The following is a 24,543-nucleotide window of genomic DNA, read 5'->3' as shown; positions in this document are numbered from 1 at the left end:
TAAATAAATACAGTATAAAGCTTATTACATAAACTTGTTCGTCGTTAAATTTTAAAAAGTTAAAAGTTATGAAATTAAATAGCTGGGTTGAATCAGAAAACAATAATGGGAAGGTAAAAATGAACGAGTTTGTGGAAAAAAGTGAAGCTAAAGAATCTAATTGCTTTTATGGCAGAACGTACAATGAATCTGTTCCTTTTACACAAACTAATTTTGATTCGCTGCAAAGTCTATTAGATCAAAGAAATCAATTACTGGGCTCGGTTAAATCATACGACTTAATGTAATTTCATTATTATGATTTTAAAATAAAAAAGCCTGATCAAGATCAGGCTTTTTTATTTTAAGGGAATTTTAACTGTTAGAAAAGTTCTTCTTAAAGAAGATCATCATCTTCTTCCTCTTCCCAATCCTCATCTAAAGCTTCTTCATCCGCAATATCCAGATCCAGTTCATCGATATCAACTAATTCATTTGGCTCTTTTTCTTCCTCTTCAAAAAGATCCAGATCATCATCTAAATTATCTTCGTCATCATCAAAAATATCATCGTCTTCGTCTTCGAAGAAGCTTACCGGTCTGTCGATAAGTAAATCATAATCTTGTGTTGGCGTAAAAGTGTTCATAGTGTTTGTTTAAAAATTTTATTGTTTGCTTAATTGAGGTCTTTGTTTCTATTGTAAAAATAAGGCATTAAGTAATCGCAAGTATATAAAAAAAGAACCAAAGGCCGAATTAATAAATTTATTCTATTGTATGCAGCCAAGCAATAGCATTAGTTTCGTCGCCAAAGTACCGGAATTGAAACGGTAATAAATGTTCGGCATTTAAAGAAAGGTTCTGCAAATTAACTTTAGATTCAAACAAAATATTTTCAGAAAGCAAACGGGCAATCTTTTTAATATTGGTTTTTCCAAATGCTGCTACGAAATATTGGATAATGCTTTCGTCAGGCGCTACTTTGGTATAATGGGTAGTTCTGCCATCTATTAAAAGCTTCTCAATATTTAAATTAAGGGAAAATGCTACAATTGTATCCGCAACAGGCTTAAAATCTTCAAGCGTTTTGCGTTCTGTCCAACTTACCCAAAGAATATCTTCTCTAAGATCTATCTCTAATACAGCATCCTCGTATAATTTCATAGTTTACCTGTTTAAAGCTGCGGCGCATTTGGTAACGTTAAGTTAGCCACGAAAAAAGGAGTTTACCAAAGGTATTTTTTAGAAAATTTTGTTTTGACTGATTATAAGTTGGTTAGGTTTATGTAAAATGGACAGGTGAGGGTTTACTAAATTAAATTCAGCTGCCTAAAATAATTTATTACAACGCTTTTAGTTAATTAAATAGAGAATCTTTTAATCTGTGCCGGAAATATAATAAACCTAATACTAAAGAAAGATCATGAAAATCTCAGTTTCACTCTTTTGTTTTTTACTCGTTTTTCAGGTGGTAAAAGCACAAAGTTCAGTAACCCCAAAACCTGAAGGTGGTGTAATATCTATTGATGTACCTACCACGCCGGGTATTGTAGATGAAAAGTTAATTAAGAGCATGGATTTGGATTTTGATGATCCTGCATTAAATCCTAAAGATCCGGAAAAGCTGGAAAGTAGCTCGGCAGGAGAGAAAAAGAAAATACCAGTTCAGAAGGGCAAACCAGGGACCAAACAAAAATTAAATACTTCTGGTAAAAAGAAAACCAGCAACTCTCCAGTTCTACCAGATGCGCCTAAATATACTAAATATATTTGGGGGCCAGTAATAGTTAATAAATCCACCGTTATTGCTTAATAATACAAAGATTTATCACAACTTAACCTTGTATAATTCTTTAGGCTTTAAAGGTTAGTTAGATGTTCCATAAGCTTTAAAACTTTTTTTTAGGCGGGCGCCCAAACCCGGTGAAATGCCTCTAAACATTCTTCCCTGATAGTATCAGGTAAATTGGAGTCTGGTCTAAAGCCAAAGGAGGAACGATAGGTATCGTAGGAAAAGAATATATGTTGTTCTAATTTCAAGGCTAAAGGTGAAATGTTTAGATTGAAATATTCTGGATGTTTATCTTCAATGTGAGATAGCTCCAAATCCCATTTTGTTTTGCGTTCCTGATATAATTCATCGGTCGATAATTCGTCTATATCTGCCATAATGTGTTCTATAGGTGGTTAGCTATATATACGAATATTAAATAAATTTTACTAAACCGGTAACCTGAAAATCAATATAATAAAAAAAGGGTAACTAAATTTTAGTTACCCTTTATCATTTAAATTCAAATGGCTGGAATACTCTTCTCCGTCGATGTTTCTACTTCACCTGACCAGCATAAATATATACCCAAACTTTTAAGTAAAGGTTGTGAAATAGGTAAAAAAATAGGAAAAAAAGTAGAAAGTTCCCTAGTAATGGATTTGATTGCTAACAACGGGAATCTTAAAATTTTCAATATAAAAAATTGGCAAGAAATTAAAACTAAATTAAAATAACCGCCGTAAATAAATTATTCTTCCAAGCAAAAATTCACAGATATCTTTATAGATAAGTGTTTCAATCAGGTTTAGGACTGATTTGTTTTTGGTTTTATTAACCTTTTACTTTTTCGTATTTTTTATTTTTTTAACTCAAATACTTATGGAGCTAATTAAGTATTTCTTATTTATTTTACTTTTAACCACGGCTCTTTCTTCATTTATATGGCTATTAGTGCGTGATTATGGTGTGAGTATGAATAAAAATATTAGGAATAGCAGCGTTCGGAAAATCAGATATCATAAACCTGATTAAATATTTCTATTAACTTTTTTTAAGCTTTAAAACCTTTATATGAAGAATAATATGCAGCTAAACTATTCTGTTAACAGCGAAAAAAAAGAGTTTTTGCAGGTAAGCAAAGCCTTAGGTAATTCTGAATTAAAATTAGAAACAGAAATTGCTATAAAGAATAAGCGCGAACAAGAACAGAAGGCTAAAGTGTTGTATTATTTGAATATGTGTGGAGATTGAATAAAAATTTTTCTAAATAAAATAAAAGGCTCTGAATTAAACATCAGAGCCTTTTATTTTATTTAGAAACACAAGAAAGTTAAAGTCTCTTTATTTTTAACTTATGCTTAGGCCGTGCTGTCATACGAGCCGGATTTATATTTTTTTTTATATAATCTTTATAAAGCACCCCTATCACTAATAATAAGGTTACAAATCCTATAAAAATATATATATGCTGTAGTAAGAAAGATATCATGGTTATAGTAAAATACCTTAAGGTATATTACGGATATAACGAGTAAAAGTAAAAATTAAATTCCAAAATCTTGATATTTTAGCATAATTATTTGTTTAATTATATATTTGAATGTATTCCCTGTTATTTTCATTTTAAATAAGATTAAGGAAAAATGGCACCTAATAATTTTGAGGAGGCTTTTTACTCGTTTTTGTAGAGTTATAGATAAGTTAAAGAAAACGTTTTATTTTATTTTGATTCAATTTTTTTCCTCTCTCCAGGCCTTATGTAATATTTAGCCTTAGCAATTGTTTTCTTAAAATAATTTCCGAAGGTTTTAATTCTAAAAAAGTTTAGAGAGTTCGTTAAAAACAAAAAGTTGTCTTAACTACGTACAGTCAATAAAAACTTAAATTTAAAAGCTATGAATAAGGAAGATTTAGATAACCAAGGGCTGAAAGAGAACAATTCACCTAATCCTTCAAAAAGTAAAGAAAAGCGGTCTGATAGACCAGAAAATGTTTTTGATGATGATAACTCTTTAGGCAAAGATGCTTTAGGTGAAAACCCGGAACAAATACTTTACAACAACGGAGAGAATGTAGAAGATGCCAAGGATATTATTTCTGATGCCAATAATGAGTAAAAATTTAAAATAATGATAAATTTCTTATTTCTTTATTTGCAGATTACGAGCATCCGTGAATAATATTACAAAAAAAAAGATAGTGTATCCGATCTCTGTTAAGCTGCGCAAATACCTGCGCACTTACGACCGTGAAACAAAATTGCCGGTTAGATACGAAGATCTTCTGCATTATAGTGAATCCTTTCCGTACTACGATAAGCAAGGCAAAGATACGCTTTGGGAAACGGTTTTGTATGAGCAGTTCAGGCAGGATGAATTGAACAAGGCCTTGACTATGATTTACGCCTTACTAAAAACGGACGGTGATATTTCAGTTATTGAGCATTTATTTGTTTCCCGCATAGATTATTGCACCTTCGGAAATACCCATCCTTTCCGAGTACAAATTAAAAATCAGCTGAACGACAACTATGATTATTTCTATGTTAAACGCGCAGATGCTTCCCGTATATACGGGCTCGAATTAGAACATATTTTATCACCAAGCCGAATAAATTATATTGTAGATGGCGATAGCCTCATAGAAGAACATATTGCCGGTATGCCCGGCGATGTATTTATTAAAGAATACCTGAACCGGCCAAATACCAATAGAGTTCGTATTGCCAAAGAGTTTGTAAAATTTAACGAAAGGTGTTTTATCAGGCTTTTAGGCGATATGCGCTCTTATAATTATGTTATAGACATTACGCCGGATTTTGAGGATGAGCAATACCGGGTGCGACCCATAGATTTTGATCAGCAGTCTTACGAAGGTAGAAAAGTTATGTACCTGCCGCAGTTCTTTAAGGATAATTTTAAAGTGGTGGATCTGGTGCTGAGTTTATTAAAACCACAAACGGTACAACAGTATCAGAGCGAAGAGCGGGCTTTGATGTACCACCGACTTAAACTGGCCCGCTATCGGTTGAAAGACCTTATTGATTTAATGCGAAATGATACTGTGTCTACCCAAGAGAAAGTAGAACAATTAAAACAAGAATTGGCTGAACATCATAAATCAGAAGATTTTTTGCGTTGCCGAAACATGGGCGATTTGGTACGCCTGAATATTAAAACTATTTTAAGCCGGGAGCCTCGTATTGTTAATAGTTTATAGCTGCTTCGTTATTGCCTGCTCGATTTATAAAATTATAAACTTATGATAAACACCATTATTTTTGATTTGGGTGCCGTTCTTATTGATTGGAACCCGCATTACCTCTACCGTAAAATGTTTGAAAATGAACAAGACATGCTTCACTTTTTAGAGAACGTTTGTACCTCGGATTGGAATGAAGAGCAGGATGGGGGACGAACTATTCAAGAAGCCACTGACCTGTTGGTAAAACAATATCCAGAACAGGCTCACCACATTAAAGCTTTTTACGGGCGCTGGGAAGAAATGCTGGGAGGTGCTATTGAAGGTACTGTAGAAATATTCCGGGAATTAAAAGAAAGTAGTAAATATAAAATTTATGCTTTAACTAATTGGTCGGCAGAAACTTTCCCAATTGCTTTAGAACGGTTTGAGTTTTTAAAATGGTTTGATGGTATTGTTATGTCAGGGGAGGAGAAAGACCGAAAACCTTTTCCTTCATTTTATCAAACTTTGTTAAATCGTTACCATGTAAAACCAGAAGAGGCTTTATTTATAGATGATAATCTTCGAAATGTGAAAGCGGCAGAAGCTATGGGTATCAAATCAATTCATTTTACTTCGCCGGAGGCTTTACGAACAGCCTTGCAGGAAGATAGAATATTATAAAAGCAAAAAGAGGATGTTAATTACATCCTCTTTTTGCTTTTATATATTATTGGTTATTTATTATCCGGAACAAAATCTAAAGAAACGGAATTTACGCAGTGCCGGGTATTTTTAGGCGTAAATCGTTCTCCTTCAAATACATGCCCCAGGTGACCTTTACAGTTGGCACAAATAATTTCAACCCGATGCCCATCAGCATCCAATACCCGTTCTACTGCACCCGGTAGTTCATCATCAAAGCTGGGCCAGCCGCAGTGGGAGTCAAATTTATCTTCAGATTTATAAAGTGGTGCATTACATTGCCGGCAAACATAGGTGCCAGGTTCTTTGTGTTTGGTAAATTTACCTGTATAAGGAAATTCGGTACCCTTAAAACGAATTACCCGTTCTTCTTCCGGCGTTAATGTATTGTATTTTATATTTTCTCCTGAGGTATTCATTTTAAATTATTAAAAGTAAAGCACAAATATCAAAAAATTTTAAGGGAAAATACCCAACGAGTGGTAACTAACGGCAATTTTCTGGGTAGCATCAAAGAAAGCAGCTGTCCGCAAATCATTTACACTTGGCGTTTGCCGCATCACTTCCCGCATTTCGTGATAGGCCAAAATCATGGTATCTTCCAAGCCAGACCTTACCAGGTCAGTTTCATCGGCACCATGGATCAATAGCTTTCGCTCCTTAGCTCCTATAGATCTACCAGTGGTCGATTCAATGGTATCAACAATCCGTCGTAAGCTGGCTTCTTCGGCTCGTTTTCCCATCCGGCCAAACCGCACATTGGATAAATTTTTTAACCACTCAAAATAAGAAACAGTAACCCCTCCCGCATTTAAATACAGGTCTGGTAACAGGAATACTCCTTTTTGCAATAATATTTTTTCTGCTGCCTGCGTTACGGGGCCGTTGGCACCTTCTGCTATTATTTTAGCTTTAACATCAGCTGCATTATGTTGGTCTATCTGGTTTTCCAGGGCAGCTGGTAGTAAAATGTCACATTCGTAGGTTAACAAATCAAGCGAGTTTTCTACATTACTGGCACCTGGGTAATTTAATATAGAGCCTGATTCTGTCCGGTGCCTGAATACCTCCTGAATATTTAAACCATTGGGATTGAAAATGCCTCCTTCTCGTTCGGCAATACCCGTAATAATTACGCCGTCTTGCTGGCAGAAGTAGGCAGCATGGAAACCAACATTACCAAGACCCTGTACAATCATGCGTTTGCCGCTAAGCCCGGAATTTAAATGGAGCTTCTGAATGATTTCGGTGTCTTGCAAAGCTTCCCGCAAACCGTAATAAATGCCTAAGCCGGTAGCTTCGGTACGTCCGCGAATACCACCCTGGCCCACTGGTTTGCCTGTAACACAACCTAACGCATTGGTTTCTCCATATTTAAAAGTATGATAGGTGTCAGCAATCCAAGCCATTTCCCGGCTACTGGTGCCGTAGTCAGGGGCAGGAACATCCATACCAGGGCCAATTAAGTTTTTCTTTATTAACTCACTGGCATAGCGGCGGGTTACTTTTTCTAAGACTTCCACAGAAGTAGTCCGGGGGTTAATTTTTACCCCACCCTTGGCTCCTCCAAATGGGACATCCACAAGGGCACATTTAAACGTCATCAACGTAGCAAGGGCAATTACTTCGTCTTCATCTACGTGTATACTATAACGAATACCTCCTTTAGTAGGTAGCTTATGGTGGCTGTGCTGGGCACGGATGCCTTCATAAACCACTACTTTTCCGTCAACTTCTACTGGAAAGTTTACTTTATAGACGCTGTTACAGACTTTAATTTGTTCCAGAATGCCGGGATCGATATTCGTGTGCCGGGCAGCCTCATCAAAATAATGGTGGACACTTCTTAGAAATTGTTTTCCTTGCGTTTCTCCATTCATAGTTTTTTTGTTTTGGTAATGCGGTTTTTAGGTAAAACGGTATAGCTCTTACGTTTGTTTAGGCTATTAACAGTAAGCTAATAAGTAATCAATTTAGTAACGGCTAATTCTGTAGTATATTTAAAATGAATATATTAATATTTTAATATTTTTTAAAGACGGCCAAAGTGTTTTAGAACTATCCTAATTTTGAGGGATTTACCTTGTTAGAAAAATAATATTTACTATCTTTACAAAAGGAATATCTACCGGATCAGGGGTTGATTTAACGTTATTCAAGAACATTAAAAAATTAATAGTATGAGTTTAAATGCAGTTTTTCTTTTTATTGGCGGATTGGGCGGTAGCGAGGTAATGGTTATTATGCTTGTAATTCTATTATTATTTGGAGCCAATAAAATTCCAGATTTAGCCAAAGGTTTAGGTCGTGGTATTCGGGAGTTTAAAGATGCTACCAATGGTATTAAAACGGAGATAGAAAAAAGTATTAATGATGAGCCTACCAGCCAACATACTTATACGCCAGAGCCTGTTCATGTAGAAGGACCAAGCATTGATAATATTATGAACAAAAAGCGTCGGCCGGAAACGTTTACGCAAACTGAGCAAGATGTAGCAGCTGTAAATCCTGAAATTTCTTCGCCGGTGGAGGAACCAAAGCAGGAAGAAAATAAAATAGCAGAATAAGCAACATTAACAGATATAACAAAACAGCCACTCTAATTTAGGAGTGGCTGTTCTGTTTGGTAAACATTTTATCTTGTAAATAGCATTGGTTAAAAAACTTCGCCCAGATTAACAAAGAAGCCCCGGGAGCCACCAATTCCAACTCCATAATCTATCCCCACATTTGTCCGGGAGTATTTATTCACTTTTAATCTTATTCCCGCTCCATAACCTGGAATCACTTTAGAAAACTGATTATTTTGTTCTGTAAAAGATTGGGCATTTATAAAGGTAACAGCTCCCAGTAATCCGTTTCGGGTTATCTTAAAACGATACTCTGTTTCAAGGTATAGCATATTTTTACTTCTAAACCTTCCCTGTATGTAACCTCGTCCTGAGTTATTATTTATATCTGTACCTGTACTAGGTAAAAGTAAATAAGGCGGATCTCCGTTTAATGTAAGCCAATTATAATTCCAAAAGGCTAGTACGTTTTCTGAATGGGTCGGAAATTTAACATACTTCCTGGAATCTACTATAAGTGACTGCCAGTTAGAGCTGCTACCCATTAATTTTAAATTTGGCCGGTAGGTACCCTGCATAAAATAGCCTTGATTCGGATTAATGGAATTTTCCCGGTTATCGAAAGAGAGATTAAAGGTAGGTCCAGCAGCTGTACTTTTTTTAGAGTAGCCATAAAGTTGGAAGTCAGTTATCTCATTCGCTGATAAACCAAGTTCCTGTACATTCCAAAGGAAATCTAAATTAAACCCTAAGCCAGCATAAATATTTGATCCTATTGACTTCAAAACAGTTTGGTAAAACCGTAAATGAAAATAATTTATATTATAGCCATTAGAAGGAATGGTATTGCCTCCTAAACCATAAGTAATCGATGGGAATTTTAAAAACCGCCAATCAGTAATTATTTTATATCGGTTTCCTTTGGTCCAGATAGTTGTTTGAAAAGGAAATAAAATTTGATTGTATTGTGAATAAGTAATATTAGTTAATACGCTCGATACATTAGTTTTAACGGTAGTGTCGGTATAGAAGGCTGCATTAGCTACTCCCAAAATAGCAAAGCCGGTTTGTAAACTATAACCAGCCATAGGTAAAACCGAAATATGCAAATTGCTTTTTCCTTGGTGTGGTGAAACTACTGAATCTTCCCTGTTTTTCTTTTTGATTTTCTTGACAACGTCCAGTAAATCCTTTTGTCGGGCTGTAACTCCATCCGAAGTTATTACTGGCTCCACTGTTTGGCATTTCAGCGGATTACTAAAGAAAAGAAAAGGTATTAAAATTAAAAAAAATACAAATTTCACGTTGCTCCCCACTTACAAGTTAATGTTGCTCTAAGATATGGATAAATGCAATATGGTAATTTTCTAAAATAGGTATGGAAATTTATTAAAGTCAATCCACTTACTTAAATAAAATAACTAAAGGTTTCTAAAAATATTAGTATTTTATTTCTTGTTTTACTAAATTTACGTATATAGGAAGGTTTGAAAGCTTTATAATTAGCTTAATGGTAGAAAATAACTTAAAAATTTTAAGGAAAAAGCAAGGTCTTACGCAGGCTCAGTTAGCTGAAAAATTAGAAATTAAACGTTCATTAATAGGGGCTTACGAAGAGGGAAGGGCAGAACCTAAATTAAGTACTTTAGTTTCCATGGCCCGGTTTTTTGGTATTTCCCTCGACCAATTTATAACAGTTGATTTAAGCCAAACAGCAGCCTCTTCGGCTAATGAAACTAGCAACCTGCCGGGCAAGTCTAATTTACGGGTTTTAGCTATAACAGTTGATAAAGATCAGAATGAATTTATCGAGCTGGTGCCTCAAAAAGCCAGTGCTGGTTATTTAAATGGCTATGCCGATCCGGAATTTATTGAGGAACTGCCCCGGTTCCGGTTGCCGATGCTGGATGCAATTGGTACGCACCGGGCTTTCGAGATTAAAGGAGATTCTATGTTACCTATTGCTTCCGGGGCCGTTATTATAGGAAAGTACGTGGAAGATTGGACTGAGATAAAAGACGGTACACCCTGCATTGTGGTTAGCCAGCAGGAAGGAGTGGTATTTAAACGGATCTTTAATAAAATCTCCGAAAGGTCTTTATTAAGATTACACTCGGATAATCCTATTTATGAACCTTATGAGGTTCCGGTAGAAGATGTTTCTGAAATCTGGGAGGCAAAAGCATATATTAGCAGTACGTTTCCTATTGCAGACTTCTCTTTAAGTAAACTAACCTCTATTGTAATGGACTTGCAGCAGGAAGTAATTAAATTAAAGAAAGCATAAGGTAAACGATAATTCATCGTAATAAGGCCAGTTTCTGAACAGAGACTGGCCTTTTTTTAACTGCAAGCAGTAACTAACCAATAGCCTTAGCAAACGTAAATAGTATTTTCAAGATATTTTTGATCTTGAATCACGCAAATAAATCTGCTATACTATGGTCAAACTTATTATTGCTTCTGAAAGGTATAATTCTTCTGCTGGTTGGTTAAATTCCTACTTTCTTTTTTCTTTCGCTGATTATTACGACTTCAATAACGTACATTTTGGGCCTTTGCGGGTTTTTAATGATGACCGGATCGCCGGGAATTCAGGATTTCCGATGCATGCGCATTCAGAAATGGAAATTATCACCATTGTTTTGGAAGGAGAGGTAGCCCACGAAGATAGCCTTGGTAATAAAACTACCATTTCGGCCGGAGAAGTACAACGCATGACGGCTGGTACAGGCATTACACACTCCGAGCGAAACGAGCAAGACAAAGAACTACACTTATACCAGTTATGGTTTATGCCTAATAAGCAAGGTTTGTCTCCATCTTATGAACAAAAAAGCATTGATTTTTATGATGCTAAAAATGAGTTAATTCCGCTGGTATCAGGCCAGAAAGTTTTGGAAGATGTGGTTTATATGAACTCTAACTCCACTATTTATTATGGAAAACTTAACGCTGATAAAGAGCTAAATTTTCAGACTTTTAGCATTCGTAAAACCTTTATCTACCTAATAGATGGGGAAGTATTTGTGAATGGCGTACAGGCAACTAAGGAAGATCAGTTACGGATAGACCAGGTGGATTTGGTGACTATAAAAGCAGCTCAGGATAGTGCTTTTATCCTGATTGATGTACCAGCCGTAGAAGCGAATTATTAGAAGGACTTTTCTCTAATAGTAATAAAATTATACAAAAGAGTTAACTAAAATGGCTCTTTTGTATGATAAAGTTTAAAAGTGTTTAACACCATAAATTCCTGACCTTTATTTTGTTCTTTTAATAAGCTAAAAGAGGTTCGAAGTAAGCCACCATGGCTTTATTGGCTTGGCGGGTGGGCATTACATTTGTAGAGTCTCCTTCTACCAAATGCGTATTGGAAGTCCATTCAGTTTCGGAAGCAACTGTGTATAGCTGTTGGTATTTTAGTGTAAAGCTTTCAATAAAATAATCAGCTTCAGTTTTATAAACTTTTCGGCCTATAAATGAACACAGGATAACTATTTCCAGAGCACGGATAAGTAAATTTTTTTCAATAGGAGAGGAGCGTAAAAAAAGGCTATCCTTTTTTAGAATAGCCTTGAAATTTAGGATAATATTTCTATTAGTTCGGACGCTTGAGGCGTCTGGTCGATTAATTCCAGTTTGCGTAACATATCTATCACGCCTTGTATCATGGACTCAGAAACTCCAGTTGTAGTAGCCCAGCGGGTACTGGTAAACCAGGTTTGGGCATCGGCTGGCTGCAGGTTAAAATTTTGCGATACCAGGTTTACGGCTTCCGGATTTTGTTTGAAAGATTGATTGGCAGTATTAATTATTTTCAGGAGCTTTTTTAAAGGACCGGCCTGCTGATTGATGATTTCCTGGCGGGCAGCAATAACAAAGCATGGCCAAGGAGTTGGAATTTCATCTACCCGCCTAAATTCTCCGGCATCTACCAAAGGCTTCGTCATAAACTTTTCCCATAGAAAAACATCGGCGGTATTATTTTTAAAGGCTACCCGGGCACCATCTATACCTCCTACCAATACCAGTTCTGAATCAGCCGGATTCCATCCCTGCTGGGTAGCGTATACGAAAGCCATTAAATGCGATCCGGATCCCATACGGCTAATGGCAACCCGTTTGCCTTCTAAATCTTTTGCCTCATATAAGTTACTTTGAGCTGGTACATGTACTCCCCAATTTAGAGGAGATTCTACAAAAACCTGAATAATTTTACTCTCGTTTCCTTTTACAATATCGGCTACAATTCCTTCGGTTAAAAGCACCGCAATATCTAAATCGCCGGAACGTAAGTCCTTCGTCATGGCTCCGGTACCACCAAGGTAATCAGTCCATGATAATTGGAGGCCAGCCTGTTCAAATAAACCTTCCTGCATGGCCAGGTGCCAGGGTAAATTAAAATGCTCCGGTACACCACCAATTTTAAAATTTACTTTTTCCATAGGGTAGGTTTTGTAAGAAGAGGTAAAAATAAAATTTTTTTAGTCACTTAAAAGCCCTGCACTAACTTCTTCTGTTTCTGAATCTTTAAGTAAGCTGATATCTAAGGATTTAGAAGTGCGGGCACCCATGTTTTTTAATTGTTCTACTTTCTTAATTAAGTTGCCTTTGCCGTCCGTTAATTTATTCATAGCCGCCTGGTAACTGCTGTGGCTATTATCCAGGTGCTTGCCAATGGCTTTTAAATCTTCAACAAAACCAACAAATTTATCATACAACAAGCCACTTTCTTTCGCAATTTTAAGTACATTATTCTTTTGGTTTTCTTGTTTCCAGACTCCTTCTACGGTACGTAAAGTGGCCAGTAAGGTAGAGGTGGTAACAAAAACAATATTGTGGTTCAGGGCATCTATAAACAAATCCCGGTCATGCTGCATTGCCAGATTAAATGCTGGCTCAATAGGAATGTACATGAGTACAAAATCAGGAGAATGAACACCAATTAAATGGTGGTATTCTTTTTTACTTAATTCCTGGTAATGGGTCCGGATAGATTGAATGTGACTGATAAGGTGTGCTTGTTGCAAGGTTTCATCTTCGCAGTTGCTATAAGCATCATACGCCAATAAAGAAACTTTAGAATCTATAATTAGATGTTTCTGGCCGGGTAAGTTCACAATAACATCGGGGCGGTAGGTTTTATTTTCCTCATTCTTTAACACCACTTCCCGGTTATAATGATCACCCTGCCGCAGGCCAGATTTTTCTAGTAAAACTTCCAATAAATACTCACCCCAGTTGCCCTGCGTTTTTCGTTCACCTTTTAAAGCTTTCGTTAAGTTTATTGCATCCTGACTCATTTGCTGGTTCAGGCTGGCCAGCATCGAAATTTGCTCTTTTAAAGCAATATTCTCCCGCAGACTTTTTTCGTAAGTGGTATCTACTTTCGTTTCAAATTCTTTTATTCGTTCTTTTAAAGGAGTTAATATGTTTTCCAGGTTTTCGGCCGAAGCTTTTTTGAAATGTTCGGCATTGGTAACCAAAACCTGATTGGAGACACTGGCAAATTGTTGTAAAAATGAAGTCCGTAAGGTTTCTAATTCATCTTTCTGGTCGGTAAGTTTTTGTTTCAGATGGTATAAATCAGTTTCTGTTTTGGTTAATTCTGTTTGCAGCGATAGAATATTGGCATTGCTCGTTCTTATCTGTTCTTTTAACTGGGCTATTTCACTTTGTTTTTCCTGTACCTGTAGCTGCAAAACTGATTGGTTTACCTGGGCCTGATTAACCTTCTCTTGTATGGAGGCATTTCTGAATTTAAAAACCATATAGGCCGAAATAAAGCCAATTATCAATCCAACAAAAGCAAAAAGTATTTCCATATATAAAAATAACAAATCTGAGCAGAAGCTACTAAAATAAAATAAAAAACCGGCTCTCTTATGAGAAACCGGTTTAAAGTACCTTTTATTTTATTAAAGAAAAGATAAAATAAAATTATTGAGCCTTTAGCTCCATAGAAGACCCATCTTCCTGTCTTAGAATCATTTCTTTATCATTAAGTTTTACCACTTCAAAATTTTTCACCGCATCAGAGCCAACGTATTGTAATGTTAAATTTTTAATCATTGGATCAAAAGTCCATTTTCCGGAAGTATTTTGTTCGGCCGACCGCATACTGAAAGATCCGTTTGCAAAAAACTGGATTTCTTCATCCCTTTCTTTTTTTGTCATTTTACGCACCTGGCCATCAGCAGCAATACTCTTCCGGGCTATCCAGAGTTTATTTTGGCTACCCGAAATGGTTGCAGCCGTACCTATTGTATTTTTGTCGCCACCGCAACTGGCAAGTAAAAATAGAACAAGTGTTAAGAGGGATAAATAATTCTTCAAAACTGAGATTTTCATAGTTATAGATTTAAGGTTCTTAAAATTTGTTTATAGACTTACAGTCTTTATACCTGGCATTAAAACATTTTATTTTCTGAATGTTACGGAGACTTTTTACAATAGGTTAAATTGTTAAGAATAAAATGAGTAGCTAATAAAGATAATTTTGGAAGAACAGCTTGTATTCGCCTGTAAAGGCAAAGATAAATTAGGAGGGTTCTATAACTAAACCAAGAGGGGGGCGTATGTTAAAATATAGATGGGAGCCATAAAAAGCTTTCCTACAGAATGATAAATATTTTAATATAATAGAAAGAACTATGGGATTATTTGATTTTTTTAAAAAAGGAGATGAGAAGCCAGCAAATCCGCAGGCGACCCCTAAAAATAATGTAGTGAAACCAGCTGCGCCGTCTCAGCCAAGTGTAGCTCAACCACAAGCGGCCCAACCAGCTCAGCCTGCAGCACCTCAAAAAGAATATTATACCGTAAAAAGTGGCGATTCTTTATCTAAAATTGCTAAACAGCTGTACGGAGATGCGAATGCCTGGCACAAAATCCATCAGGCAAATACAGATCAGATAAAAGACCCGAATTTAATTCATCCGGGGCAAAAAATAGTTATTCCGCGTTAAAACATACTTTTGTTTTAACACGTATAAAGCACTATAAGTGAAAAATAAAAAAGGAGCTCCGTGAAGCTCCTTTTTTATTTTAACGGGCACAAATGCCACGGTACACGCAATACTGACAAACCTCCAAATCTTGTGTTTTTTTAATAGGAATTTCCGGGTTTAGCATGTCCTGAATAAATTGAGATAAATATTTTTCAGAATGTTGCATAAAGTCTTCTAATCCAATATTCTTATCATCTTCAAATGCAATATCTGACGTCATTAGCCCTGCATTCAAATTCCGAAATGAAATAATGCCGGCTTCTATGGTTGGTTCAAATAAGGTGTTATCTAATTTGCCTTCTGCTTTTAGCTTTTTAGCCATCAGGTACTTGTATAACCAAAGCTGCCTTACCTTTCCGTACTTTTTGTCGGTTAACAAATGCTCAGCCACATCCTCTGTTTTAATTTTTAAGTCATTAGCAGCTACCATTCCGGTTTTATAGTCTATTACCCGGATGGCTTTTTCGGTTCTGTCAATTCTATCGGCTTTACCGGCAATTTTTACGGGTATCGTTTCATGGCCTATGTTTACCTGTAAGGTTGTTTCCAGTGTTTGCTCTAAACTTAAAATTTGTAGTGGCAGGTCTTTGCTTTCAGTTTGTTTTTTCAGGTAGGCCTCCAAAACCTGGGTAGCTATTTTCAAGAGTAAAAAATTCATGCCCTGTTCTGGTACGTTACCTAAAATACCGGCTTTAAAAGCTTCTTTTACCCGTTGCGGTAGCTTAATCTGCATTACCTCAAAATCTTTGGCTGTTATTAAGGTTTTCTTTTCCCAGAAAGGTTTAAAGTAATCTTCCAGTACTTTATGGACAATATTTCCGAACTGGTCGGCCCCTATTTGTTCTTCTATTTCTTCGGTTTCTTTAATGCCGGCTATTTTGTAGAAATAGTATTGCAATGAACAATTTAGGTACATATTCAGGTGCGACGGATAAAGTCCTTTTTGTAAGGCTTGTTTCATACTAGCCAACAGTTGCTCATCTTTCTGAATAATAATGTCTGGGTGGTATTCTTTGCTTTCCTGTTGTTCTACAATAGCTGTTAAGTCGCGGAAGGTAATGTTCGGGTTGGCCGGAACTAAATGGTGTTGCAGTTGCAGAATAAACCTGCTTTTTTCACCGGAGCCATAGGTGTCAGAAGGTAAGACATAAAGCAAGTGTATGCGCTTGGCCCGCTGTAATAAACGGTAAAAATAGTAAGAGGTAATGCTTTCCTGTTCAGCATAAGTAGGTAGCCCAAAAGATCTAAGAACATCATAGGGCATTAACGATTTATGCTTCTTAGGTGCTGGTAATACGTTCTCATTTACCGATAGTATAATTAGGTTCTCGAAATCAAGTGCTCTGGTTTCCAGGAACCCCATTACCTGAATATCCGAAATCGGCTCCCCGCTAAAAGGTAATCGGGTAGTAGAAATATTCTCGTATAAGAACTTTTTAAAGCTTCGTACCGAAATGCGTTGTTCCCTACAATCAAAAATAGAGTCGAGGCGCTGCACTAGGGTATAAAAAATATAAAGGTACTCGGTTTCGATCGGGTTTTCCGGCTGAAATTGGTATACCTGCTTAAGTAAATCAATCAAGCTATAAAAAGCAGCAATAATATCGTCGCAGTTGCGCCAGGTTTGGAACAACGCCTTAAACAACGCGTGCTCATTACCTAATTTTAAAAGTTCTTTAGCCGAAAGTAGAACCTTGTTTTTAGCAATAATTTCCGCCAGCGTTTTAGAGACAAAACTTTGTTCGGCAGCTTCTTCCGTTACAGAGTCAAAATATTGTTCGTACCTTCGGATAAACGGGTGACTTAAGATTTTTTGCACCGTTAGGTGGTGGTACATATTTACTTTATAGCCCAAATCAGCAGGCTGAATTACACCAGTTAAGTGTAATTCAAAAAGTAAATCAATAAGGTTGTATAGTGGGGTTCCCTTAAAGGTAAGTCCCATGGTAACGTTGTAATCTGTAATCTCTTCCGGAATAGAATGGAGCACCGGAAGTAACATAGTTTCATCGGGAAGTACAATGGCTACCTGGGCAGCGGGATTTTGCTGTCGGATGTCTTGCAGTATTTGGCCGGCTATTTTACCCTGCATACTGGCATTGGCCACGGCAATAGCATTTATTTCTTTTTTGTCAGTTAACAGGTAATTCTGCTGCCATTTCCATTCCTCTAATTTCCAGGTTTTTTTATACCGCCGCAGGAAATTTCCAGCCCTATTCTGCGAGGTGTCCTCCATGTAAAAATCATCCGAATCAAATAATACTTCCGCCTTGTTTTTGCTTAATAAGGTGCGGATAATAATTTCCTCGGAGTGGGTTAAGGCGTTTAAGCCTAAAAAAATAAATTGTTGGCAGGTTGATTTTTGAAGAATATCCTCAATGTTATCAGCCACCAGCCGGTAAGCCATACCGGTGTAGGCTTGTTTATCTTTTTTTAGTTTTTGCCTTAGTCTAATATAGGCTTGTTCTAAGTTATCCCACAGTTTAAAGTATTTTTGAATTAAGGGAGATATTTCAAAACCTGCTTGTTTAGGATCCCAGCGTTCCAGGGCTTTGGCCTGACTCACATACTCAAAAAGTTTAGCAGTATCTACTACTTCATAATCCATCCGGCTGAAATCTTCCAATAAGGTGCTAGCCCAGGTTACGTACTGGTCAAAATCAATATTTGGATCCAGATCCTGTAGGATATCGAACAGATCTAATTGCAGGTGAATAGGCTCCAGTACTTCCACTTTTGCTAAACGAGTAACAAAATCTTCCATAGAAGAAACTTCCGGTGACCAGATTCCTTCCGTAGCCACTTGGGCCAAAGCGTTTTTAAAATAAATGCTGGCCCGGCGCGTAGGCAATACAATACAGATCTGGCTGATGTTCTCCGCGTATTTTTGGTAGATATATTCGGCTGCTGTTTGCAGGAATGATTTCATTTATATTAATATTTTGTCTTTAAGCGGTGTTTTTATTTAATCCGCTAAATAATTGAATAGGGTGCTTCCAGATGAATCTTCAATCGGGTATAAAGCAGAGGTTTCAATCAAGTAATAATAAGTTCTAAGGTTGGCAAGAGGAACTTTTTAACTTAATTCGTTAGATTTAGTTAACTACTGCTTCGCTTGCGTAAGCCCATCTCTCTATTTCTTCTACATCAAAATAATACAGGATGCATTCTATCTCGGAAAAGAAAAGCCCTTTAAATAAACTGGCGTAAAAATTTAAATTATCGGCGTGTTCCTGAGTAAAAGGAGGGGCCTTAAAATCCATCAGTACTACTTTGCTGCCATCCAAGGCAATGCGATTTGGTTTGTAACGGGTCGCCTTTAGGTTTAATATTTCTTTATCTTTTTCTACAAAAGTTTCCGGGCTGAAAAAACGCTTTAATTCCGGATGATGAATAATTTTTGATAACATTTCCTTTAGCTCCGGAGCATCTTTGCTGCTGATAATGCCTTCGTTGACTAGCTGTTTCAAAACTAAAGGGAGCTCGTTGGCTGTTGTAATGCGGGAGAGGGCATAATGCAGTTTTCGGTTTAGTCGGCGGTGTTCCTGCTGGGTAGCAAAGTCGAATACGTTATTGGCATGTTGCTTTAGCTTTAAGCGTTGCGTCCAATTATAGGATTCAAACAAATCTACATGAAAAACATCATCTATAATTTTAGCAGCAGCTTTTTTGGTTGGGGTGCCTTTGGCTAATTGGTAACAAAGTTTTTCTTCCTGCCACAATTCCTGGTGTTGCAAATATTGGTAAAGCAGGTAGCTGATTGTTTTCTGGTTATTAGCTTGTTTAAATTCCTTTTTATTAGAGATAATATAAAGCCGGTCTTCGGGGCGGGTAAACCCAACGTACAGCATATTCAGGTTCTCGATAAATGTTTTCTCCATTTCAGCCTGGTATTGGGGCTGTAAAGATGTTTCTTCTAAGCGTTTGCCCAAATTTACCACTGCTGCCGGAATAAGATTGGCAATAGGCAGCTCAGGAGGCAATTTGCTCCACAATAAAGCTCCCCGCTGCGGCTCCAACGACCAATCAGCAAAAGGAATAATAACAACCGGATAAGCCAGACCTTTGGATTTATGGATACTGGTTATGGTTATGGCATTCCGGTTTTTAGGCGAATTGATACTAAGTTTCTCTTTGTGCATTTCCCAATACTCCAGGAAATTGTTTAAATTATTGCTTTGGTTCAGGCTATACTCCAGTACTACATCCAGAAACCGGAATAAGTATTCACATTCGTTGTTTTTACCCAGCAACCCAAACACCCGGATTATTTTTTCGGTTAGTTCGTAAATAGACAGGTTGCCGGTTTCCTTTTCTTCTAAATCGTACCCAAACTCGCGTAGCTTATCAAAAAAGGCTGTATTATCTTCATAATTAGCAACAGAAGTAAAAGCCTGGGTCAGGTTATTATCCGGCTGCATTTTAACAACAACCTTGCTAACAAGATACATGGCCTCTGAGCGGGCCAAGGTATCATTGGGGCGGTTAAATACCCGAAACAGCGCTACAATTAAATTTACAACTTCTGCAAATTGTAGTGAAAGAGAGTCCTGCGAAATAATATCGAACTTCTTTTCTTTCAGGAAGCCTGCTACCAGGCGGCTGTTGCGGTTCGTACGGCACAAAATGGCTATATCTTTCCATTCGTAACCTTCGGCTATGGCCTTCTGAATTAGCTGTAAGGTTATAGCCAGCGTACTTTCCTGGTAAGTTAGGAGTTGAGGTTTGTTGTAACCTGCGTAAAAGGTTTCGGTGCGTTCGCAGCTATCCAGGTCATGCTCGTAATTAGAATCTTCGTTATGCGTAAAAAGTATCTGAATGTGCCCACCAGTTCGGGCGCTACCAGTTGGAACTTCCTGTTTAAAATTCTCATCGTAGATACTTTGCAGCATCGGGTAGTTCCCGTAAGTATCGCTCACGCACTTAAATAAACTGTTGTTAAAGTCAATAATCTCTTTCGTGCTGCGGTAATTGGTGTTTAGGTCAGCAGGCGAAAGGCTTAAATCTAAAGTCTCGTAGCGGGCTTCCAATAAGTCCTCGTTATTCCAGTTCCGGTACAAAGCAGGCGTATTTTTTTTGTAGAGGTGCAGAATCTGATCCATATCGCCCCCCCGCCAGCGGTAAATGGCCTGTTTGGCATCGCCTACAGCCATATTAAAATGTCCGGAAGCCAGTGAGTTTTCAATTAACGGCAGCAGGTTGTTCCACTGCAACGAGGAGGTATCCTGAAATTCGTCAATTAAGATGTGGTTGTATTTTTCGCCAAGCCGCTCGTAAATAAAAGGCACAGGCTCTTTTAGTACTATATCAGAAATTCGCTTGTTAAATTCCGAAATATGCACCAGGTTTTTATCGCGTTTTATATCCTGAATACACTTTTCTAGTTCATTTAACACTGAGATTTGGTACAGATGCTTGAGAATCTCATTAATAAGTACGTAGTAGGCGGCATGTGTTGTCCGGACGGCCTCTATGGTATGAAAATGTTCTGCTAATTCACCTTTGATGCCGTCTACCCGGGCTTCCACGTCTTTAGGTACTTTGGCACCGCACCATTTATCATTATTAATGGTTTGCCAGGCATAAGAATTGGGCTGGTTAAATTCAAACTTGCCTAGGTACTTATTAAAAAAACCGTAAATACCTTTTTCTTTATAATGTAAAAAAGCCGGATCTACCTGGTTGGCCTGAATTAAATTAATAGCTGCCTGGGCTGTTTCCTGAACTGTATTTTCAATCTGACTCTTTTGATGGTATAGTTCCTTCCGTATTCTTTTAAAATCTTCCAGAGATAGCTTTTGCAGCTCCGAAACCGCTTCGTATACCTGTTCATTTAATAAATTAGCGGCAAAAGAGGCAAGTTCTATTGGCAAGTTGTTCCAACTACGACCTTCTTCGGCTTTTTCCAGGGCGAAGTTTTCCAACGTTTGGGCCAGCAAGCTATTTTCTGGCGCGTTATTCACTTTGTCTAACAACATAGATACCGCAGTAGTTAATAACGTGGCCGTATCCAGGTCAACTTCAAAATTATAGGGGATATTTAATTCCCGGGTAAACGCAGTAACTACTTTATTAACAAAAGCATCAATGGTGCTTACTGAAAATTCGGAATAATTGTATAAAATTTGTTCGAACGTTAGTTGAGCCCGCTTCCGGATAGTTTCAATGTCTGTATCCGGTTGGCCGTATTCGTCCTGTATATCTTTTGTTATACTCTGTAAAAGCTCCTCACTCCGGGCTTTCATTTTTTCATCTAATCCTGCATCATTAAAGTTCCGCATAGCCGACAAAATCCGCTCTTTCATCTCATTGGCGGCATCGTTGGTAAAGGTTATAGCCAGAATAGTTTTGTAATAAGCCGGGCTTTGACTTTGCAAGGCAAGCTTTAAATATTCTTTGGTTAAATGATAGGTTTTCCCAGATCCGGCCGAAGAAGAATATATTTTAAACGTTTGTGGCACTTTTAGCAGGTTAGTTGTTGTTGTAAATAAGAGGTTCGAAAAGGAAGATTTTGAAGTTCGAACAAGCTATTTTGATAAGTTAAAGATACGGCTTTTGCCAAGGTTTTACAAGCAATTCCCTCCCTGAAGAGTAAGGAGGTTTGTAAAGTTCAGGCAGCGAGACAAAAGCCATTCAGATAGAAGAGCGTGAACGCAAAGCAGGCTTTTTTATTTTATAGTTTTTTCCCTATATAGTTTACCTTCCAAATTTATTCCTTATCTTTGAACAAAATTTTGAAATTAGCAGTCAATTATTCACACATGGCTGGTACATTAGCCACGTTTCCGTTAGCATCTAGTATTATCTCGCCGGTATTTTTCTTTCTAAACGTCGTTAAAATAAAGTATCTGCTCGTTTCAAATAGCGTATAAATTATTTTAATCGAAAAACACATGAACAAATTAAGATTTGATGAGCTTCCATTGTCCCAGGAAATGCAGCGTGCTATAGCTGATATGGGATTCGAAGAAGCATCACCGATACAAACGGAGGCGATTCCGTATATTTTAGAAGGCCGCGACGTGATTGGCCAAGCTCAAACCGGAACAGGTAAAACAGCTGCATTTGGTATTCCTACCATTGAAAGCATTGACCCGAAAAACCGCAGTGTACAGGCATTAATATTATGCCCAACCCGCGAATTAGCGGTTCAGGTTTCCGAAGAAATAAGTAAATTAATAAAATATAAAAGAGATATTCAGGTAGTTCCTATTTACGGTGGTCAGTCTTATGACCGGCAGTTACGGGCCCTGAAAAGTGGAGTGCAAATTGTAATTGGTACGCCGGGCCGGGTAATGGACCATATTGAGCGCGGAACTTTACAATTAGACTCCGTTAAAAAAATAATCCTGGATGAAGCCGATGAAATGTTAGACATGGGCTTTAGAGAGGATATTGAATTTGTATTAACCAAGATACCAACTGAACGTCAGACTATTTTCTTCTCGGCTACCATGAGCAAACCAATCATGGAACTGACTAAAAAATATCAGACAAATCCGCAGATTGTTAAAGTTGTACATCAGACCTTAACAGTTTCTAACATTGAGCAATCGTATTACGAGGTTCGTAACAACATGAAAATGGATGTGCTGTCACGGATTATTGACATGTACAACCTGAAATCGATGATTGTTTTCTGTAATACCAAACGGATGGTTGATGAACTGGTAGCTAATTTGCAAGCCAGAGGTTACTTTGCCGATGGTTTACACGGTGATATGAACCAGACGCAACGGAGCAATGTAATGGCTAAATTTAAAGCCGGCACGTTGGAGTTTTTGGTTGCAACCGATGTAGCTGCCCGTGGTATTGACGTTGAAGATCTGGAAGCAGTATTTAACTATGATTTACCACAGGATGAAGAAGCTTATGTACACCGTATTGGTCGTACCGGCCGCGCTGGTAAATCAGGTAGAGCGTTTTCGTTTGTATCGGGTCGCGATATCTATAAATTAAAAGATATTATGCGCTACACCAACGCCAAAATAAAACTGGCGGCGGTACCTAGCTACGAAGATGTTGCGGAGATTAAAACCAATTTATTCCTTGATCAGATTAAAGAGGTTATTGCCAAAGGAAAACTGGAAAAACAAATTTCCCGCATCGAACGCTTATTAGCCGAAGATTTTACTTCGTTGGAAGTGGCTGCGGCTTTGTTGAAAATAAGCATGAAAGAAGCCAAAGCACAAGCTGCATCCGAAGAGATGAAAGGCCCACGCGAAGGTTTTAGCCGTTTATTTGTTACCATTGGTAAAAAAGACCGGGTGCATCCCAAAGATATCATTGAAGCGATAACCGAAAATACATCTGTGCCTACCAGCAAAATTGGAGACATAGATTTGTACGATAAATTCAGTTTTGTTGAAGTTTCTACAGAATATTTATCTGAGGTAATAGATAAAATTGGCCGCACTACATTGTTAGGCAAACCTGTTAGCTTTGAAAAAGCCCAGAAGAAAACGGCAGGTGAAGGCGGAGGGTCTGGTTCTGGCGATAGAGAATCCAGAGGCAGATTTGACGATAAACCTAAGAGACGCTTCGGCGGCGGCGGCGATCGTGATAGAGGTGGAGACCGTGGAGGTGATCGTGACCGTGGCGGAGACAGAGGTGGTGATCGTCGGAAAGAAAAATCCAGACGCTGGTAACCTTCAAATATTAGCTACGTAAAAAATACGGTAGTAAGAGCATACATAAGGATTAAAAGAGGGATTTGCTCTTAAGAAAAGGCTCAACCAGTTTTGGTTGAGCCTTTTTATTTATTGTGAAGTTAAATTTTTGACATAAAAAAAGGAGCATTAACCTCCTTTTTTTTATGCTTGTGTTTTAACCTGAAATTAAGCTGAGTCACGTAAGTCACGAATTCGATCGTGGGCTTCTTTTACCTGCTGATATTGTTTTTGAACAATGGTTTTCAAGTTTCCAGGTAAATCCGCTTGTAAGGCTTTGTCAAAAGCAGCAACAGCATAATCCTCGCCGCGTTCTGCTTCCCGTAAAACTTGTTTTTTATCTTTATTCAACAAGGCAGAAGATAAATCCATCCAGGTACGATGAATAGTACCTTCAATAGAAGTACTTTCATCATCGGTTTTACCCATCTGGTGTAGTTCGTGCTGCAATTCTGTTACCATTTGGTCGCGCTGAACAGAATACTGATGGAATAAAGATTTTAGTTCTGGATCCTCAATATCTTTTGCAGCATGGGCATATCCTATTTGTCCTTCTTTGCAGCGTTCAATCAAGTGGTGAACAACTGAAACAAATTCATTTCCTTTTTCCATAGATTTATATTGACTAATGTTTTGATACAACGATTAATC

Annotated in this window: 24 protein-coding genes; 12 read left to right on the top strand and 12 right to left on the bottom strand. The window is 37.5% G+C overall.

Annotated elements, in window-relative coordinates; genetic code table 11:
- Window positions 1–68 precede the first annotated feature (68 nt).
- Window positions 69–287: a hypothetical protein gene (locus ADHAQ_RS0123010; RefSeq protein ID WP_026464935.1), complete on the top strand. Its 219-nt coding sequence runs from the start codon at window positions 69–71 to the stop codon at window positions 285–287.
- Window positions 288–376: 89 nt separating this feature from the next.
- On the opposite strand, the gene ADHAQ_RS26850 is transcribed toward ADHAQ_RS0123010, so the two are convergent.
- Both ADHAQ_RS26850 and ADHAQ_RS0123000 read right to left on the bottom strand, forming a co-directional pair.
- Window positions 377–625, bottom strand: coding sequence for a hypothetical protein (locus ADHAQ_RS26850; protein ID WP_051360116.1), 249 nt, complete (start codon window positions 623–625; stop codon window positions 377–379).
- 118 nt (window positions 626–743) lie between these two features.
- The gene (locus ADHAQ_RS0123000) at window positions 744–1,142 is read right to left on the bottom strand and encodes a hypothetical protein (RefSeq protein ID WP_026464934.1); all 399 of its coding nucleotides are present in this window, start codon (window positions 1,140–1,142) and stop codon (window positions 744–746) included.
- A 259-nt stretch (window positions 1,143–1,401) separates the two neighbouring features.
- Here ADHAQ_RS0123000 and ADHAQ_RS0122995 point away from each other — a divergent pair, with 259 nt between their 5' ends.
- The gene (locus ADHAQ_RS0122995; protein ID WP_026464933.1) at window positions 1,402–1,791 is read left to right on the top strand and encodes a hypothetical protein; all 390 of its coding nucleotides are present in this window, start codon (window positions 1,402–1,404) and stop codon (window positions 1,789–1,791) included.
- A gap of 89 nt (window positions 1,792–1,880) precedes the next feature.
- Here the strand turns inward: ADHAQ_RS0122995 and ADHAQ_RS0122990 are convergent, their stop codons facing one another.
- On the bottom strand, window positions 1,881–2,147 hold the full coding sequence (locus ADHAQ_RS0122990) for a hypothetical protein (RefSeq protein ID WP_026464932.1): 267 nt from the start codon (window positions 2,145–2,147) through the stop codon (window positions 1,881–1,883).
- 129 nt (window positions 2,148–2,276) lie between these two features.
- On the opposite strand from ADHAQ_RS0122990, the gene ADHAQ_RS0122985 reads away from it, so the two are divergent.
- The 5 genes from ADHAQ_RS0122985 (at window position 2,277) to ADHAQ_RS0122965 (ending at window position 5,619) form a co-directional block, all read left to right on the top strand.
- Window positions 2,277–2,486, top strand: a complete 210-nt coding sequence (locus ADHAQ_RS0122985; protein WP_026464931.1) for a hypothetical protein — start codon at window positions 2,277–2,279, stop codon at window positions 2,484–2,486.
- 337 nt (window positions 2,487–2,823) lie between these two features.
- On the top strand, window positions 2,824–3,003 hold the full coding sequence (locus ADHAQ_RS0122980) for a hypothetical protein (protein WP_026464930.1): 180 nt from the start codon (window positions 2,824–2,826) through the stop codon (window positions 3,001–3,003).
- A 644-nt stretch (window positions 3,004–3,647) separates the two neighbouring features.
- Window positions 3,648–3,869, top strand: a complete 222-nt coding sequence (locus ADHAQ_RS0122975) for a hypothetical protein (RefSeq protein WP_026464929.1) — start codon at window positions 3,648–3,650, stop codon at window positions 3,867–3,869.
- A 55-nt stretch (window positions 3,870–3,924) separates the two neighbouring features.
- Window positions 3,925–4,971, top strand: a complete 1,047-nt coding sequence (locus tag ADHAQ_RS0122970) for a hypothetical protein (RefSeq protein ID WP_026464928.1) — start codon at window positions 3,925–3,927, stop codon at window positions 4,969–4,971.
- Between the two features lie 42 nt (window positions 4,972–5,013).
- Entirely contained in the window at window positions 5,014–5,619 is a 606-nt protein-coding gene (locus tag ADHAQ_RS0122965; RefSeq protein WP_026464927.1) for an HAD family hydrolase, read from the top strand.
- A gap of 53 nt (window positions 5,620–5,672) precedes the next feature.
- Here the strand turns inward: ADHAQ_RS0122965 and ADHAQ_RS0122960 are convergent, their stop codons facing one another.
- Both ADHAQ_RS0122960 and ADHAQ_RS0122955 read right to left on the bottom strand, forming a co-directional pair.
- Window positions 5,673–6,059 (bottom strand): methionine-R-sulfoxide reductase, encoded by a 387-nt coding sequence (locus ADHAQ_RS0122960; RefSeq protein WP_071781146.1) that lies wholly within the window; start codon window positions 6,057–6,059, stop codon window positions 5,673–5,675.
- A gap of 39 nt (window positions 6,060–6,098) precedes the next feature.
- Entirely contained in the window at window positions 6,099–7,520 is a 1,422-nt protein-coding gene (locus ADHAQ_RS0122955) for a Glu/Leu/Phe/Val family dehydrogenase (RefSeq protein WP_026464925.1), read from the bottom strand.
- A 300-nt stretch (window positions 7,521–7,820) separates the two neighbouring features.
- Here ADHAQ_RS0122955 and ADHAQ_RS28965 point away from each other — a divergent pair, with 300 nt between their 5' ends.
- A complete protein-coding gene (locus ADHAQ_RS28965) occupies window positions 7,821–8,207 on the top strand; it encodes a twin-arginine translocase TatA/TatE family subunit (RefSeq protein WP_071781145.1) in 387 nt (128 codons plus the stop codon).
- 89 nt (window positions 8,208–8,296) lie between these two features.
- Here ADHAQ_RS28965 and ADHAQ_RS0122945 read toward each other — a convergent pair whose 3' ends face one another.
- Window positions 8,297–9,445: a BamA/TamA family outer membrane protein gene (locus ADHAQ_RS0122945; RefSeq protein ID WP_157433490.1), complete on the bottom strand. Its 1,149-nt coding sequence runs from the start codon at window positions 9,443–9,445 to the stop codon at window positions 8,297–8,299.
- A gap of 275 nt (window positions 9,446–9,720) precedes the next feature.
- Here ADHAQ_RS0122945 and ADHAQ_RS0122940 point away from each other — a divergent pair, with 275 nt between their 5' ends.
- Together ADHAQ_RS0122940 and ADHAQ_RS0122935 are read left to right on the top strand one after the other, a co-directional pair.
- The gene (locus ADHAQ_RS0122940) at window positions 9,721–10,497 is read left to right on the top strand and encodes a LexA family transcriptional regulator (protein ID WP_026464923.1); all 777 of its coding nucleotides are present in this window, start codon (window positions 9,721–9,723) and stop codon (window positions 10,495–10,497) included.
- A 154-nt stretch (window positions 10,498–10,651) separates the two neighbouring features.
- Window positions 10,652–11,368 carry a pirin family protein gene (locus ADHAQ_RS0122935; RefSeq protein WP_026464922.1) on the top strand — a complete coding sequence of 239 codons (717 nt, stop codon included), beginning with the start codon at window positions 10,652–10,654 and terminating at the stop codon, window positions 11,366–11,368.
- Window positions 11,369–11,794: 426 nt separating this feature from the next.
- Here ADHAQ_RS0122935 and ADHAQ_RS0122930 read toward each other — a convergent pair whose 3' ends face one another.
- The 3 genes from ADHAQ_RS0122930 to ADHAQ_RS26840 form a co-directional block, all read right to left on the bottom strand.
- Window positions 11,795–12,658: a substrate-binding domain-containing protein gene (locus ADHAQ_RS0122930; RefSeq protein ID WP_026464921.1), complete on the bottom strand. Its 864-nt coding sequence runs from the start codon at window positions 12,656–12,658 to the stop codon at window positions 11,795–11,797.
- 39 nt (window positions 12,659–12,697) lie between these two features.
- Window positions 12,698–14,038, bottom strand: coding sequence for a DNA recombination protein RmuC (locus ADHAQ_RS0122925; protein ID WP_026464920.1), 1,341 nt, complete (start codon window positions 14,036–14,038; stop codon window positions 12,698–12,700).
- A gap of 115 nt (window positions 14,039–14,153) precedes the next feature.
- Window positions 14,154–14,564, bottom strand: a complete 411-nt coding sequence (locus ADHAQ_RS26840) for a lipocalin family protein (protein ID WP_051360115.1) — start codon at window positions 14,562–14,564, stop codon at window positions 14,154–14,156.
- Between the two features lie 302 nt (window positions 14,565–14,866).
- Between ADHAQ_RS26840 and ADHAQ_RS0122915 the strand changes: the two genes are divergently transcribed.
- Window positions 14,867–15,181: a LysM peptidoglycan-binding domain-containing protein gene (locus ADHAQ_RS0122915; RefSeq protein WP_026464919.1), complete on the top strand. Its 315-nt coding sequence runs from the start codon at window positions 14,867–14,869 to the stop codon at window positions 15,179–15,181.
- A gap of 79 nt (window positions 15,182–15,260) precedes the next feature.
- Here the strand turns inward: ADHAQ_RS0122915 and ADHAQ_RS0122910 are convergent, their stop codons facing one another.
- Together ADHAQ_RS0122910 and ADHAQ_RS0122905 are read right to left on the bottom strand one after the other, a co-directional pair.
- Window positions 15,261–18,152, bottom strand: coding sequence for a PD-(D/E)XK nuclease family protein (locus ADHAQ_RS0122910; RefSeq protein WP_026464918.1), 2,892 nt, complete (start codon window positions 18,150–18,152; stop codon window positions 15,261–15,263).
- A gap of 166 nt (window positions 18,153–18,318) precedes the next feature.
- Window positions 18,319–21,684 (bottom strand): UvrD-helicase domain-containing protein, encoded by a 3,366-nt coding sequence (locus tag ADHAQ_RS0122905; protein WP_026464917.1) that lies wholly within the window; start codon window positions 21,682–21,684, stop codon window positions 18,319–18,321.
- 432 nt (window positions 21,685–22,116) lie between these two features.
- Between ADHAQ_RS0122905 and ADHAQ_RS0122900 the strand changes: the two genes are divergently transcribed.
- Window positions 22,117–23,871 carry a DEAD/DEAH box helicase gene (locus ADHAQ_RS0122900; RefSeq protein ID WP_026464916.1) on the top strand — a complete coding sequence of 585 codons (1,755 nt, stop codon included), beginning with the start codon at window positions 22,117–22,119 and terminating at the stop codon, window positions 23,869–23,871.
- A gap of 189 nt (window positions 23,872–24,060) precedes the next feature.
- Here ADHAQ_RS0122900 and ADHAQ_RS0122895 read toward each other — a convergent pair whose 3' ends face one another.
- Complete coding sequence (locus ADHAQ_RS0122895) at window positions 24,061–24,504, bottom strand: PA2169 family four-helix-bundle protein (protein WP_026464915.1); 444 nt, start codon at window positions 24,502–24,504, stop codon at window positions 24,061–24,063.
- Between the last annotated feature and the right edge of the window lie 39 nt (window positions 24,505–24,543).

The sequence above is a fragment of the Adhaeribacter aquaticus DSM 16391 genome (genome assembly GCF_000473365.1).
Taxonomy (GTDB): domain Bacteria; phylum Bacteroidota; class Bacteroidia; order Cytophagales; family Hymenobacteraceae; genus Adhaeribacter; species Adhaeribacter aquaticus.
Note: the sequence above shows the minus strand (reverse complement) of the source record. Positions and strands in the feature narration are given on the sequence as shown.

Bases quoted from the DNA above. Each gene is read 5' to 3' on its own strand.
- ADHAQ_RS28965 (WP_071781145.1), top strand. From the start codon at position 7,821: ATGAGTTTAAATGCAGTTTTTCTTTTTATTGGCGGATTGGGCGGTAGC.
- ADHAQ_RS0122910 (WP_026464918.1), bottom strand. From the start codon at position 18,152: ATGAAATCATTCCTGCAAACAGCAGCCGAATATATCTACCAAAAATAC.
- ADHAQ_RS0122940 (WP_026464923.1), top strand. From the start codon at position 9,721: ATGGTAGAAAATAACTTAAAAATTTTAAGGAAAAAGCAAGGTCTTACG.
- ADHAQ_RS0122960 (WP_071781146.1), bottom strand. From the start codon at position 6,059: ATGAATACCTCAGGAGAAAATATAAAATACAATACATTAACGCCGGAA.
- ADHAQ_RS0122900 (WP_026464916.1), top strand. From the start codon at position 22,117: ATGAACAAATTAAGATTTGATGAGCTTCCATTGTCCCAGGAAATGCAG.
- ADHAQ_RS26850 (WP_051360116.1), bottom strand. From the start codon at position 625: ATGAACACTTTTACGCCAACACAAGATTATGATTTACTTATCGACAGA.
- ADHAQ_RS0122955 (WP_026464925.1), bottom strand. From the start codon at position 7,520: ATGAATGGAGAAACGCAAGGAAAACAATTTCTAAGAAGTGTCCACCAT.
- ADHAQ_RS0122965 (WP_026464927.1), top strand. From the start codon at position 5,014: ATGATAAACACCATTATTTTTGATTTGGGTGCCGTTCTTATTGATTGG.
- ADHAQ_RS0122980 (WP_026464930.1), top strand. From the start codon at position 2,824: ATGAAGAATAATATGCAGCTAAACTATTCTGTTAACAGCGAAAAAAAA.
- ADHAQ_RS0122930 (WP_026464921.1), bottom strand. From the start codon at position 12,658: ATGGAAAAAGTAAATTTTAAAATTGGTGGTGTACCGGAGCATTTTAAT.
- ADHAQ_RS0122995 (WP_026464933.1), top strand. From the start codon at position 1,402: ATGAAAATCTCAGTTTCACTCTTTTGTTTTTTACTCGTTTTTCAGGTG.
- ADHAQ_RS26840 (WP_051360115.1), bottom strand. From the start codon at position 14,564: ATGAAAATCTCAGTTTTGAAGAATTATTTATCCCTCTTAACACTTGTT.
- ADHAQ_RS0123010 (WP_026464935.1), top strand. From the start codon at position 69: ATGAAATTAAATAGCTGGGTTGAATCAGAAAACAATAATGGGAAGGTA.
- ADHAQ_RS0122975 (WP_026464929.1), top strand. From the start codon at position 3,648: ATGAATAAGGAAGATTTAGATAACCAAGGGCTGAAAGAGAACAATTCA.
- ADHAQ_RS0122990 (WP_026464932.1), bottom strand. From the start codon at position 2,147: ATGGCAGATATAGACGAATTATCGACCGATGAATTATATCAGGAACGC.
- ADHAQ_RS0122985 (WP_026464931.1), top strand. From the start codon at position 2,277: ATGGCTGGAATACTCTTCTCCGTCGATGTTTCTACTTCACCTGACCAG.
- ADHAQ_RS0122915 (WP_026464919.1), top strand. From the start codon at position 14,867: ATGGGATTATTTGATTTTTTTAAAAAAGGAGATGAGAAGCCAGCAAAT.
- ADHAQ_RS0122895 (WP_026464915.1), bottom strand. From the start codon at position 24,504: ATGGAAAAAGGAAATGAATTTGTTTCAGTTGTTCACCACTTGATTGAA.
- ADHAQ_RS0122925 (WP_026464920.1), bottom strand. From the start codon at position 14,038: ATGGAAATACTTTTTGCTTTTGTTGGATTGATAATTGGCTTTATTTCG.
- ADHAQ_RS0122935 (WP_026464922.1), top strand. From the start codon at position 10,652: ATGGTCAAACTTATTATTGCTTCTGAAAGGTATAATTCTTCTGCTGGT.
- ADHAQ_RS0123000 (WP_026464934.1), bottom strand. From the start codon at position 1,142: ATGAAATTATACGAGGATGCTGTATTAGAGATAGATCTTAGAGAAGAT.